This is a genomic window from Ktedonospora formicarum (assembly GCF_016587355.1).
Taxonomy (GTDB): Bacteria; Chloroflexota; Ktedonobacteria; order Ktedonobacterales; family Ktedonobacteraceae; genus Ktedonobacter; species Ktedonobacter formicarum.
Genome location: NZ_BNJF01000004.1, coordinates 1,009,485 through 1,023,629, shown reverse-complemented (window position 1 = coordinate 1,023,629; position 14,145 = coordinate 1,009,485). Strand labels below are relative to the sequence as shown.

Annotated in this window: 6 protein-coding genes and 1 pseudogene; 2 read left to right on the top strand and 5 right to left on the bottom strand. The window is 46.3% G+C overall.

Annotated features, from left to right (window positions below):
- Window positions 1–71: 71 nt before the first annotated feature.
- Window positions 72–1,754, top strand: coding sequence for a serine/threonine protein kinase (locus K3T82_RS36145; RefSeq protein ID WP_220198324.1), 1,683 nt, complete (start codon window positions 72–74; stop codon window positions 1,752–1,754).
- Between the two features lie 339 nt (window positions 1,755–2,093).
- Here the strand turns inward: K3T82_RS36145 and K3T82_RS36140 are convergent, their stop codons facing one another.
- A complete protein-coding gene (locus tag K3T82_RS36140) occupies window positions 2,094–5,324 on the bottom strand; it encodes a HEAT repeat domain-containing protein (protein WP_220198323.1) in 3,231 nt (1,076 codons plus the stop codon).
- Between the two features lie 660 nt (window positions 5,325–5,984).
- Between K3T82_RS36140 and dnaE the strand changes: the two genes are divergently transcribed.
- Window positions 5,985–9,305, top strand: a complete 3,321-nt coding sequence (gene dnaE / locus K3T82_RS36135; RefSeq protein ID WP_236031777.1) for a DNA polymerase III subunit alpha — start codon at window positions 5,985–5,987, stop codon at window positions 9,303–9,305.
- 228 nt (window positions 9,306–9,533) lie between these two features.
- Here dnaE and K3T82_RS48420 read toward each other — a convergent pair whose 3' ends face one another.
- The 4 genes and pseudogenes from K3T82_RS48420 to K3T82_RS50430 form a co-directional block, all read right to left on the bottom strand.
- The gene (locus tag K3T82_RS48420; RefSeq protein WP_236031776.1) at window positions 9,534–10,121 is read right to left on the bottom strand and encodes a thiopeptide-type bacteriocin biosynthesis protein; all 588 of its coding nucleotides are present in this window, start codon (window positions 10,119–10,121) and stop codon (window positions 9,534–9,536) included.
- Window positions 10,004–12,637 (bottom strand): lantibiotic dehydratase family protein, encoded by a 2,634-nt coding sequence (locus K3T82_RS36125; RefSeq protein WP_220198322.1) that lies wholly within the window; start codon window positions 12,635–12,637, stop codon window positions 10,004–10,006. The genes K3T82_RS48420 and K3T82_RS36125 overlap by 118 nt, the downstream gene beginning before the upstream one ends.
- Window positions 12,638–12,653: 16 nt before the next feature.
- Window positions 12,654–13,607, bottom strand: a pseudogene (locus tag K3T82_RS36120) (lanthionine synthetase C family protein); the annotation flags it as partial.
- A gap of 328 nt (window positions 13,608–13,935) precedes the next feature.
- Window positions 13,936–14,082 carry an FDLD family class I lanthipeptide gene (locus tag K3T82_RS50430; protein WP_220198321.1) on the bottom strand — a complete coding sequence of 49 codons (147 nt, stop codon included), beginning with the start codon at window positions 14,080–14,082 and terminating at the stop codon, window positions 13,936–13,938.
- Window positions 14,083–14,145 lie beyond the last annotated feature (63 nt).

The window sequence follows — 14,145 nt, the reverse complement described above, 5'->3', positions numbered from 1 at the left end:
TCTAGACATGCTGTAATTGGGACGAGAGATCTAAACGTGGTAAAACAAAAAGGATCAAGGAGGAGCTCATTATGACCTCTATGAATGGACAGGAGATAGGCAACTACAGGATTATTAAACAGATTGGGACAGGCGGGTTCGCGGAAGTCTATCTGGGTGAGCATATCCATTTAGGCACGCAGGCTGCTCTCAAAATCCTCCATGCTCGGCTGGCAGATCCTCAAGAGATCGAGCATTTTCGTAAAGAAGCACGTATTGTTGCCCAACTTCAGCACCCCAATATTATTCGGGTTCTCGACTACCATATCCAGGACAATACTCCCTTCTTGGTTATGGATCTTGCTCCCTACGGCTCTCTCCGTGATCGCCACAAACGCGGTGAACAGGTTCCATTTGAGACGGTCATAACCTATACACATCAGGTAGCATCAGCCTTACAATTCGCACACATGCACAAGTGTATTCATCGTGATATTAAGCCTGGAAACATGCTGATTGATCACCATCAGGAGATTCTGGTGAGTGATTTTGGGATTGCGGTCGTTGCTCAGAGCACGCACATGCCAACGACTCAAGATATGGCAGGGACCGTTCCCTACATGGCACCTGAACAGATTCAAGCGCATCCTCGTCCTGCAAGTGATCAATATTCACTTGCCATTACCGTGTATGAATGGCTCACTGGAAGGCTACCCTTTGAAGGGACCTTCGCTGAGATTGCGGTGAAACAAACCTCAGTTCCACCTCCACCTCCGAGCCAATTTGTGTCCATTGCGCCCGGAACAGAGCAGGTAATCTTGAAAGCGTTGGAGAAGACACCTTCACAGCGCTTTCAGGATGTCTGTGCCTTCGCTACTGCGCTTGAACGCTCGCACCAGAGCTACAGCATTTTCACTACACGGATCACGAGTCCGAGCGATGAGAAGATGCTTGATGCCCCCGAATTGGTCAATGCTTCATACATCCCAGGTCACATAGAGATGACTCGCTCAACGAATGTTGTAGCACGAACGCAGCTGCCAATATATCGCCGTCAGGTTCCTTCAATGCATCCTCATAACTACATGTTACAGAGCGCTTCTCATAACGATGCACGAATTGATGTGACACCTCCTAAATTTAAGAATCCTTATGCATATTTGCCAGTGTCGTCAAAAGCAGTTTTTCCGTTGCTGCAAAGGAAGCCCAAATGGATAGATCTGCTCTGGATCGGGATGTATGCGGCATTGGGTTGGGTCCTCTTTACCATGCTAGGGCTGTATGCTCCCACACAAGCGGCGGCCACGGCCAATACATACCAGGTCGGACTGTCAATAACAGGACTCTTCCTTTGGTATTTTCTCAGTGGGAGTCTCCTGGGTTCATGGCGCAGCCTCCTAGCCCTTCTGGCTGGGAGCTCGGCTGCGTTCTTGTATGTTAATTCTGCAGTTACTCATGGAGCCTTACCCATTTCTGAATTTTACAGTTATGGTCTGTTGGCTCTCATTGGATCATTGATCGGTTTCGGCTATGAACTCCGCAAACAGCAACACACGCTCCATTCATTTTTCATCTTTGTCCTGGGGATCTATCTTTTCTTTATCATCTCTGAATTGATCGGTGGTACACATGAGATTGCTCCACGTCTTCCTGAATTATTGATTGTCACCTGTTGTTCACCACTGCTGGCAATTGTGCCCTTTTTGGGTGAACTATTGATTAGAGGAATTATCAAATTGGTGTACAGATTTGAGTGGAAGCGAACAGTGGCCTAAATCCTCACAATCTGGGTACTTAAGGAGCTTCAAGTACCATAAATGCAAATGCTAACTACTTCAACAGCGCCTCCTGGTGCGGAAAATAAGAAGAACTATCTCTTCAGATGATTTCTGCTGGTTGGAGAACAAGTGCCTCATACACATGGTCATTTCAACCAGGAGCCCTTATGCCCTACATCACGACGCAATACGCAGATTATCGAATTTGCATGAATATAGGATTGCTTTGAACATTAGTAGGCTGCATTGACAATATTAGGAGAAAAGCTTTAGATCTTTTAAAGATTTTATGATGAATGTTGGCAAACGAAAAGATAGTTCTTTGTAACCAAAAAACTACCACTTTACAATATCGAACGCATCCATAGACGTGTAGCCATTGTGAATCAGCCTTACCCCTGCTCGCCTGCTAATGAACCACATTGCCCGGTAAATGGCTTCTGCGACATTTGAATCATAAAGAAGTTCTCCAAGAATTGTAATTGTCTGAACATCGTCAGCAAGCTGTTCGATGACTCCAGCAATTTTACGGTTGATGCCATTGTCTAGCTGTTGACTTGAAAGTATCTGAAGGAGTTGAGGGACAACTGTTTTGTCTCCTATCTTTCCTAGCATTTCGGCAACATCCTCGCGCACAAGCGGCGTAATTTTTCGATTGGTAAGTATCTGAAGGAGGATGGATGTTATTGAAGAGGCTTCAGAATCACCAAGTGTCTCAATCATGATTCTACGCAGAAAAACATCGATTTGAGGGCTCTCCACCATACGTGCGAGCGCAGGGAGAACAGAAGGTTCTCCCAATTTAGCTAGAGCATTGATAATCCCCGCTAGAACTGTAATGTCCTTCTGTCCTCGTTGTTGTGCTACCGCTGACCAAAGCGCTGGAACAACATTGCGATCCCCCAAACGACCTAAGGCTTCTGCTGCATACTGACGCACAATAAGGAGTTCTTGGTCATTGTCAAGTATCTGAAGGAGATGAGGAATAGCTGTTCGTTCCCCCAATTTTCCCAGAGTAGTTATGATACTTTGACGCGCGGATGGTCCAAGACTCTGATCATGCAAGAGCTTGATGAAATCCTCAATCACTGCCGCACGATCCAATCTTCCTAAAGCTTCCGCTATGCTTCGTTGAACAATGACACTAGAAGAGGGCACTTTGAGGAGTTCTAATAATCGTGGAATAACTGAACGTTCTCCTAAGCCTCCCAAAATATCAGCAATACTTTGGCGCACTGGTGCATTTATGCGCTGATCAGCGAGGAGTTGGAGCAACTCTGGCGCAATGGAAGAATCCCCAACCTTTCCAAGTGCCTCAGCAATACTTTGGCGTACCAACGCATTTATGCGCTGATCAGCGAGGAGTTGGAGCAACTCTGGAACAATGGAAGAATCCCCAATTTTTCCAAGTGCGTAGGCAATGCTTCGGCGAATAAGCACGGGCATTTGTGGATCAACAAGGATGCTCATCATTTCAACAATGATGGATCTGTCACCACTATCTCCTATTGCTTCTGCTATGCTTTGTGCTACAACAATCTTTTTAGACTGCTCATTGATAATGTGTAGAAGCCGCTGATTAACCTCTTTCCCACCAATGGCCACAAGGACTTGTGCTATACGCTCTTTCGTAAAAGTATGTGTTTTCGTAGAAAGGAGGTCAAATAGCCGATTGATTGTTTCCTCTCGGAGAACAACTTGGCGTATTGTGGGGCGTTCTGCCAAACAGCGTCCTGCGGTAATTGCTTTCGAGTGAAAAATATCTTCTGGTATAAGTGTGGCGTTTGACTGTCCTAGCAATTCAGCTAAGACAGAACTGCTATCAGGAGCATAACCTGCATACAACAACAGGACTTCTTCCCACCAGGGATCGGTGTAGTGTTTCAATATGAGATCTGCTCGTTGATGATCTGAGATAAACTGTACGACAAAATACTCTTGAAAAGTAAGGTGCATAAAGCCATGCCATCCATGAGCAAATTGCTTGAGTAGGCCATTCTCATTGGCTATTTCAGCTAAAATGCGTCGTTGACTCGATATTTTTAACCCAATTTTTGGCAGGAATTGCCCAATAATCGTGAGCAATTCCTGTTCAGGGAAATAGCGGCGTCTCTGTTGATGAAAGTGCCAAGCAATTTCCGCCAGAAGTTGACGCTTGTGCTCTGGTTTAAATTCCCTACGACGATAAATATCACGTTTGGCATCCCATTCAGTGAGTAACATTTCGGTACATCGCTTATACAGCTCAGAGCGCCGCTCTGGTAGGTCAAGTTGTGCCTCATAAACCATAGTTATAAGTGAGAGTAGAAGGGGGTTCGTGGCAAGAGCTTGAATGCGCGCGTTACTCTCAAGCTTCTTGAGTAGATCATGGCTACTTTGATATTGCTTCTGGTCTTGGCGGTGGGAAAACCAGTTTTTAATGAAAAGTTTAATGTCTTCTATGCCAAATTCTACAATTTCTAATTCAGTAAACCCTCTCAATGGCATTTTTTGTTGATAGCCAGCTTTTCGTGTGGTAACAACAAAAGGAGATGATCGAAACCGAACTGCTAAATTGGTGATAGCTGTTATGACACGTCTATAGGTAGCTTCGGCTGCTGTATCATCATCACCAATCATCGCTTCATCTAATGCATCTAGAAGCAAGAGAGCTTTCCCTTCATCAAGACAGGTTTCAATATATGTACGTGCTTCCATTGAAGGAAATCCATATCTCTCATCCCATTGTGAGGCAATAAAATCAAGGAGATGCTCATGTGAGGAATTAACAAAGGCATTTAGCTCAACATAGATTGGGAGGTCTGGTAGTCCTGGGAGAGAGCCCTCTGCAGCTTTCAATGTCAGGTATTTTAGGAGTGTTGTCTTTCCAGCTCCAGGATCACCAACGAAGACACAGTGTTTGTAGCGGCGTATAGCTTCATCTGGTTGAACAGCATTGTGTGTACGAGCTTCAATTCGATTAATGTTTGCTTCTAAAAGGGCAATAGGATCTCGTTTCGCCTCTGCTTCAAGCAGTGTACTATCTAACTTGTAGCGCAGACGTGCCTCCTGATGAACACGTACCCTGATAAAAATACTTGAAACCTCCAGAGGGCGACTAAGATCTAAGATTTGAAGGCGAGAGATATATGGGTCAACTCTCACTGCTTGCCGATATGTTTGAGCTCGCATGTGAATATTCTGAGCACGTTGCATATCCTGTCGAAGTTTTTGTGCTTGTTCTTCTGTATTGTGTTCTTGTTGTTTTTCTTTTTCATAAAGCCGCTCGATTTTCTTTTGGTGACGCATCGTATAGCGGCCATATAACCCTGCAATTACTGCGACAATTATCCCTCCCATGAGACTAATTATGGCAACCAAAATCGTTGTTATATCCGTTGATGAGAGAGTAAGAAGTTGTCCATTCTGAGGTGTTGGCTGCGCTGTAGCAGGGGATGTTGTAACAACGAAGAGAGGGAAGAATGTAGCTAAGAAATGAGTACTCTTCGATTCTTTCCACGCAAAAGATTGAAATTCCATAATTTGCATAAAGAGCGAAAACGGCATAAGTAGATTAGGTGCATGCATAGGAGTCACCTTCTGTTGGTTAAAGCCTGTCAAATAACAGATATTTATGCAATATATCCACAAACAGGAATATATCTATTTAAAAGTAAGGAAATAAAAACATAAAAGACGTCTTGTATTGTAACATAGTTGAGTCAAAGATAAAACTTTGGAAGAGGTAAAATGACTTAAAAGTACCTTCTGCAGGTATACACTTGAGCCTTCACTAAAAATATATAACTTATCTCATGATGTGGAAAGAATGGCTTGAATTGATAAACTTCATTAAAGATGGTTAACGATTTTTCCGGCATACAGTCAGGTGACAGATTGTCATTGCCACTACAAACGTTCGTTCTTTGCCACTGTTGTGGGAAGCCATGCTGTCAATGTTTTCTAAAATAGGTATTCATTGCCTCCATATACATATTTTATTTTGGCCTGTTTCTCCTTCAAATGCACTTTGCCACTTGAGACAAAAGTGGGACGGGAATGGGACGAGAGTAGGACAATTAGGCTTTTTTGGTTAATGACGTTTCAATGTTTTGTCTCTTTTGTGGCTGGTTTTCTCTTGTCAATGTGCTCCTCTTCTTGTGTTGTTTTACAAAATTGCCTGGACAAAGGCAAAAGGAACATTAGTTATAATGCCTGTAAGTATTTTGTTGAGGAGCGATATTTACAATGGCAAGCGATTTTGCGCACTTACATGTGCATACTGAGTATTCCTTGCTGGATGGGCTTAGTCGTATTCCAACACTGGTGAAGCAAGCCAAGTCTTTAGGGATGGAGCATTTGGCGATCACAGATCATGGAGCGATGTATGGGGCGATGGAGTTTTATCTGGAATGCCAGAAGCAGGGAATTCATCCAGTGATTGGCATGGAGGCGTATCTCGTTGATGATGTCAACTACAAACCCAAAAAGAATAATGCCTATTGGCATTTAGTGCTTCTTGCTCATACCCAAGTTGGGTATGAGAACTTGATGAAGTTGACGACTTTGGGGTTTACTCATGGCCTCTACTATGGCAAGCCTCGTATTGATAAAAAGATGCTCCAAACTCATTCCGAAGGGCTGGTCGCGACATCTTCCTGTTTGGGTGGGGAGATTCCAGAACTCTTGGTGGAGAAGCAGGATATGGAGGCAGCTCAACGGGCTGTTCGCTGGTACCAGGATGTCTTTGGACCCGAGAATTTTTATTTGGAATTTCAACAGCACTATGGCAAGGGATCTCCACAAGATGCATGCAATAATGGTCTCTACCAGATCTACCAGGATATGCATGTGCCCGCCATTTTGACAAATGATCTGCATTATGTCAACAAAGAGCAAGCTAAGGCTCACGATCTCTTTCTCTGCATTCAGATGAATAATCGCTATGATGATCCAGACCGCTTCCGTTTTGACTCTGATGAATATTTCCTGAAATCACCACAGGAAATGGCCCGTCTGTACCCTGATATTCCTGAAATATTGCGAAATACAGTGACACTTGCCGAGCGCTGTCAGATTGATCCTACAGCCAAGAAGGCTGGATTACCTATCTTTGATATTCCAGACGGTTTTTCCTCGCCCGATGACTACCTTTATTATCTCTGTCAAAAAGGGGTAGGATGGCGATTTGGGGAGGTCAGTACGCGCGTTCAGGAACAGATTGATTATGAGTTTAGTATCATCAAGCAAAAAGGGTTTGCCAGTTATTTCCTCATTCAGCAGGATGTTACAAATTATGCTCGTGACCATGGTATTACTTGTCTGGCGAGAGGATCAGCGGCTGGTAGCCTGGTAGCCTATTGTTTGGGGATTACCAATGTGGATCCGTTGCGCTATGGTTTGCTCTTCGAGCGCTTCATGAATCCTGAACGCAACGACATGCCCGATATCGACATGGACTATCCTGATTCCAGGCGTGAAGAGGTCATCAACTATACCATGCAGCGTTATGGGTTGGAGAAAACAGCTCAGATGGTAACCTTTAACACCCTGGCGGCCAAAGGCTCGGTCAAGGATGTGGCCCGTGCTTTGGGAAAGACAGAGCTTGGAGAACGGATTACGCGCTTGATCCCGACAGGGCCAAAGGTGACGCTCCAAAGTTCATTAGATGAGGTATCTGAACTCAACACGCTTTACCGCCAGAATGGAGAGGTGCACGAAATCATTGATTTTGCCCGTCAGTTGGAGGGTCTCAACCGCTCAACTGGTGTGCATGCAGCGGGAGTTCTCCTCTCGGCCAGACCACTTAATGAGATTGTTCCCCTTTCGCGCAAAGACCCCAAAGATCCTACGACACCCCTGGTCTCTGGCTACGAGCATAAGTGGTTGGAGGACAATCTCGGACTTATCAAATATGATTTCCTTGGACTTGCCAATCTCTCTGTGCTCAGAGAAGCTCTCGCATTTGTCGCCAAGACCCAGGGCGAAGAATTGCTCTTGGAGCAGATTCCTGTTGACCCGATACCTGATCCTGTCTTGAGTGAGAAGCGAGAGAATGCTTTTGCGATGCTCTCGCGTGGTGATGCCATCGCGGTTTTCCAGCTTGAGTCTGCGAAGATGCGCGAGTATCTCAAGCAATTGAAACCGACATGCATTGAAGACATTATGGCGATGGTTGCACTCTACCGTCCCGGCCCTATGGATAGTATTCCAGAGTTCGTGGCCTGCAAACATGGGCGTAAGAAGGTTACCTATCTCGATCCCCGCCTCTCGGAATGGCTCGCTGAATCCTACGGTGTTATTGTCTATCAGGATCAGGTGCTCCAGATTGCGAACAACTTGGCCGGTTTCTCCTGGGGCAAAGTCAATAAGTTCCGTAAAGCCTTGAGCAAAAAAAAGATGGATGAAGTTGAGGGATACAAAGGTGATTTTATTCAAGGCTGCGTCAATAATGGCATGAAGGCAGCGGATGCCGAAAAGCTCTTTACCTTAGTGCTCCCCTTTGGCGGTTATGGCTTTAATAAGGCACATGCTGCAAGCTACGGGGTGGTTGCCTACTATACGGCTTATCTCAAAGCCAATTATCCTGCGGAGTATATGGCAGCGGCTCTCACGGCTGATGCTGGAGACTCAAAACAGATCGCTGTCTTCATCGCTGAAGCACACAAAATGGGAGTCAAAGTACTGGGTCCAGATGTCAATGCGAGCGAACTTGGTTTCTCAGTCGAAGAGGGTAATATTCGCTTTGGCTTGCTTGCCATCAAAGGTATCGGTGAAGGCCCAATCACTGAGATACTACGTGCGCGTGCAGATGGTGGACCATTCACCTCGTTCATGGATTTTTGTGTTCGCGTCACTGTGGGAAAAGGCGTCATCGAAAATCTTATTAAAGCGGGGGCTCTGGATTCTATCGAAGGCGAAGGGAATCGTCATCGGCTCCTAGCCTCGGTGGAAACAGCAATTACCTATGGAAAACGAGAGCGTCAAGCGCGAGAACGAGAAGTCTTTAGTCTCTTTAAAGATCTTGCCTCTGCCCCAGCGGCGCTGGCCTTTACGCTTTCAGATGCGACAGAGATTTCCCGTAAGCAACTCCTAGACTGGGAGAAGGAGTTGATTGGTGTCTACATCTCTCCTCACCCACTAACCTACCTAGCGCACTTATTTGATGGGCGCGTGACCCATAGCACTGCAGAATTACTAGAGAAAGGTGCAGAGGTCGGGAAAAAGGCGGTCACTCTGGGAGGGGTCATCACCAACATTAGAGCCTTTAGTACCAAAAAAGGCGATATGATGTGTAGCTTCACCCTTGAAGATGCACAAGGAGGAATGGTCGTCACAGTCTTTCCTCGCGATTATGAGACCTTTAAAGCCTATATCGAGGAAGACAAGGTAGTGCTTCTGACTGGTGAAACTCAGTACCGGGAGCAGCGTGACGAGGTGAATGTGCTCTGTAACAAAATCGAGCCACTCCAAGCTGTAGAGAAGGAGATGAATCGCCAGCGCCACCTCGTCTGGTTCACGCTACATTCTTGGGGGGCGATGAAATTGCCATCTCAGACGCCAAAATAAAGGTGCATGATCTTCATGATTGCCTTCGTCAAGCTGACAAAGGGCATGATCTCTACGAAATCGAGGTCTGTAATGGGGAATGGTGTGTTCGTCTGACTCCACATGAAAACACCATTGATTTTTCTCCTCAACTTCATCAGCAGGTGGCCCACATTCTCGGCGAAGAGAATATTAAAGTTCAGCCTATGTAAGAGAATGAGGGGCGGTAGAATGCCGCCTCTCATCTTATTATGCTGTATGATAGCGCGTTTTGAGAGCTATTACCCAGAGGCGATACGCATCCTGTTCGTATGCACGCTTGGTGCCAAGTAATCGATTGCAACTCATATGTGAAAGACTCCAGAGAATGTCTTCTTCATGACGACAAAGTGCTTCACATTGTGCTAAGTGGCTTATCGTCTGGGCGGTCTGTGAAATTACAGATCGTTGGTGCTCAAAAGTAGCTTTCGTGTGTTCTGGTGGGTTTGAGAGAAAGGCAAGAAGAGGCTTTCGTTGTTCGCGCAAGGCCGGTGGTTCCTTGTAAGGCGAAAATCGACGTTGCACTAGTTGATATCGCGTCGAAAGGTCATAGCCCCAATCTGTCCAAAGGTAATCAAGGGCATATACGGCTTCAAATAGTAACGGTGAAGCCTGCTTTTGTTGAAGAAGGAGGGCACAGGCAGCCTCACTTTGAGCACAAAAGACTGATTCTATCGCGCTTATAGCTTCAGGCCCTCCATATCGCTCTGTCTCACGCTCATAGGTATCAAGAGTGCTTCGTAACAAAAGCCCTTCAGCCTGGCGCTCATGGCTCCAGACAAGCAGCGCATGAAGCAACTGTTCTCGATGTTGCTCATCAGGTACAAAGAAACGCAAACGAATATGTGCCTGGGGTCGTGATAGCGCACGAAAAACCATCCACGAAACCATGTTCGATGATCCTGGAGAAAAGAATGCAATGGTCCAGTGAGCAAAGTATTGTGGAGGCCTTCTGGAAGATAGAGTTTGATATAGAGCCATTCTTGACCTGGGAGAAAACAGCGTTCTACTTGTGAAATCTCTTTATGCACAGATGGTAGAGATGGTGGTCTAGGTGAGGCCGTCCTCCGCGTGAGAGGAATAACGAATTCAGAAAGGTACGATATTCCTTTTTGATCTCGAAGCCATGCCATCTGTTCGAGTGGAGGGGCTTCCTGGAGTTGTAACTGTTTTTTCTCTCGCCCTTTCTTGAACAGTTCCTGTCGGAGTAGATCAACCATTAAGACGCATTCTAGATCCAGGAGTAATCGATCTTCCTTTTCCAGCAAATAAACGTAGCGTGGAACATTCCACTGTCCTCGCCAATGCTGTATTGCGCGGAACCAGTCTACAGGTTCTACTATATGGTTTTCTAATTGGAGTATTGCCTCCATAAGTGTCCACTGTGCCGGGCTTAAGATAGTGTTTCCTTGGACCAAGCGAGGAATAAAAGGGAGATCACCGGCTGCCCCCCATTGAAAGGCTCCAGGGAATGCCTCTCCATCATGTGATGCCTCAAGGAGAAAGCGAGCCATTGGTGGGAGATGAGTAAAGGAAAGCATATGTGGCTGCGTGACTCGAATAGGCTTGTTATGGAAGCGTGAGCGCAAGAGGAATTGACCAGACAGCACGCTGACAAGAACATCATCTGGAAAAATGGTTTGCTCTGTTGAAGATAGTGATGCTCGATGGAGCGGGAGAATATATTGGTTTGATAATGGGCCGTGCATAACATTGAGGTCCCGCATATTGGAAGGGTACATTGCCAATGTCGCATGAAGTGTTTCAGGATTGAGTGCATCATCGATTCGCCAGAGGTCGCGGATCTGACTTTGTACACTCTCGTCATGTTCATAGAGGTGGAGGAAGCGGCGATATGATCGTCCACCCAAAGGAAGAAGCGAGGCGTAGCCATACCATTTCCCCTGGTCAATAGCATCCTGAGATTCAGCCATGACCTGCATATACAGATCAAGTAAGGCGGGAGGTGAGAGCTCTTGGGTCGCCGGGCAGCATGAGAGCCGCTCTATAAGATCAGGCGTGAGTTCAATGTGTTTCTGTCTGGCATTGACTGCTTGCATTGCAAGCATACGCAAAAAGTGATTGCGTTCAGTAATGCGTTGTTGCTGTCGAGTTGGTAGATCATTGAGATCCATATCCTGCTGATAGAGGTTATCAAATACCCCTTCAGGACGAAAAAGATCAAGCAATGGCACTTCTTGCTCTTCGTGACGTTCAAGAAAAAGTTTCCTGGCACGATGCACCGAAGGAAGGCCCAGCGGATACAATCCCAGTCGCAGCAGCGTTTCGGCAATACTTGCTGCTTTTTTACCTATTTCTGAGGTAAGTTCATGTTGATTAAGCGACTGGCGCGTATCCACATGAAGCGTGACATCTTCAAAGTGAGGAGTCAGAGTGGACTGCTGTTGTTGAATCGCATCAAGCTGCGCATTGGTCAGAGCTTGATGGCGTCGAAAAAGATTTTGGAATGAGCACAACTGTTTAACAAGCGGAGCAACTTCTGTATTGGTCTGAAGTTGAGAGCGTACATAGGCAAGTGGCTCGACATCATCTGGGGGAAACAAGGTTGTTAGTAATACGCCTCGTTGACAGAGTGTCCTGAGAAACGTCTCCATGTGCTCGTCACGCACATGCGGAAAATCGCTCAGTAACTTATGCTTCAAATCTATATAGTATATGGGCTGACGAGCGTGCAAACAGACGGTCTGTAATAGAGGCGTCATGCGGAGCCATACACGTTCGCTCTGCGTTCCTCGATGTTTTTGTTGCCAGATACATGCTCGTTGACCGAGGAGTGTCAGTGAAGTGGAGACTTGCACCTTCAGACTCGAAAGAAAGCGCTCTTCAATAGAGGAAAGAAAAGCGGAAAGCCAGCGCATATCAGGGCGTAAGGCAAGCATTCTTTTTTCACCCAATTGAAGGTTGCTTTTCTGAGCAAATGATCCGAAAGCGACACCGGCACAGGTACCAAATGGTGTAGGACGACTGCTCATTCGGATAAGATAGCGCAGAAGCCGTTCATATGCTCTGCTTGTTCGGCGATCTTTGTCTACTTGCTGTGTGGGCAACTCATGAAGTGCTCGATACAAACTGGGGCTAGCAATGATAAGGGCTTGTTCTACAAGAGGATGCCCCACATACTGAGCAAGCGTTTCCAGACTCATAAGGTAAGCCTCGTGCCACCGTTGTTCCAGGCGCTTTTCTTGAAAGTCTTCGATATGACCACTTTCAGCGAGTTGGGTAAACAATGAGAATGGAAGTGATGGAACGCGGACCATAAAAAAGGAGGCAGGTTGGTACCATGGTGTTAGCATATGTAAATCTCCTTGTTCAGGAAAGTAACAGGACTTGATCCCACGTCGCTTCCTGGGATGTGAGTGCTGCAATGAGCGTCAGAGCTCCTCCAACTGCACCTGTAAGAAAGCCTGGCTCCATTTGTGCTTTCTTCTCTTTCCAGCGAGAAAATACATCAGCCATCAGAAGAGGAAGCGCTTCTTGCAGCCAGGGAGAGCACGCTTGAGCATCATCGTAGGCAAAACGTAGACAAATGAGCAGAAGTCCAGCCATTCCATGGCATATTTGGGGGTCATCAATATTCCGCTGTCGTGCAGGCCGACGCAAAACTGCCGCCAGAGCTTCGCGTGCAACGATGCATACATCTTCTCTACCAAGCGCTTGCCCAGCCAACCAGAGTGTACGTGCTATGCCAGGGGTCCCATAACACCAGGCTGTGCGAGATGGTACACAATCATGAAGTTGATATTGCGTAGGAAGGAGGCTCGGCCAGTCTCTTCCCCAGGGCAGAGTGAGATGGTGTTTGATTAACCATGTGCTCCAACGTTCGATAGCCCCTTGCATACCAGGAAGTGCATATCCTTGGAGCAATGCTATTGAGAGAACTGCAAGTGGACCTGTAATACCATGAGCCAGTCCAAGATCAGTGTAACCATAAGGATAGCGCTCTCTTGCAATTGACCCCAAAATATCTGGATAATGTTGCCAACGCTGCGGGGCTTCGCTTACCCAAATAAGATATCTCACAAGGCGCTCTAATGTGGATTGGACAGCAGCTTCGTCCCTATGGAGCAGAAGCACACGAATAATACCAGCTGCTCCACCAATCAGTTCAAAATTGCGTTGCCCAGGAAGTATATCTCGCTCTAACCAGTTCCAAGTCCTTATCTGTTGGAGGAGTTGAGCCAGAACTTTTTGGCAGAGAACATGATACCGTTGATCCTGTTTTGCCAGAAATGAGAGGACAAAGACGACGCCACTCGTACCGTGATAGAGTCCAGGGAAGCTAAAGGTTGAGTATGGGACTTATGTGCAATCTCCTGAACATAAGAGAGGGCAACTGCAAACCAATCGTGTGAAGGGCAAATGTTTGCAAGTGTTAGAGGAAGGAGTGCAATACCAGAGAGGCCATTTGCAATACCAATGGTGTCCTTCTCTCTCAAAGCAAATTGTGAGGGATTGCGTAATGCATGGGCAAATTCCATTAGCTCAGGTGGCAATGTTCTATTATAGAGGCCAGTTTGGTGATAGCTCATAATGGCTCCTCAGGAATTACACATCCCTGCCCAAAGGCAGGGATGCGCTACAATGACAACGCCTAGTCGTCTGGACAGCTTGGACGCAAATCAATACACGACGTCGATGAGGTGCAGTTACACTGTGTGGTGTAGGAATCAGTCGTTATGGTAGCTTGCGATGGCATGGTTTCGACTTGAATATCAAGGTCGAGCAACGAAGCGTCCATAGAGGCATCCTTTCTTCCCCTTTGGGGAAACTACGATGGATACACGTAATTCATGAGTGATCA

Coding starts and splice junctions, on each gene's coding strand:
- K3T82_RS36145 (WP_220198324.1), top strand. CDS start 72: ATGACCTCTATGAATGGACAGGAGATAGGCAACTACAGGATTATTAAA.
- K3T82_RS36140 (WP_220198323.1), bottom strand. CDS start 5,324: ATGCATGCACCTAATCTACTTATGCCGTTTTCGCTCTTTATGCAAATT.
- dnaE (WP_236031777.1), top strand. CDS start 5,985: ATGGCAAGCGATTTTGCGCACTTACATGTGCATACTGAGTATTCCTTG.
- K3T82_RS36125 (WP_220198322.1), bottom strand. CDS start 12,637: ATGCTAACACCATGGTACCAACCTGCCTCCTTTTTTATGGTCCGCGTT.
- K3T82_RS50430 (WP_220198321.1), bottom strand. CDS start 14,082: ATGGACGCTTCGTTGCTCGACCTTGATATTCAAGTCGAAACCATGCCA.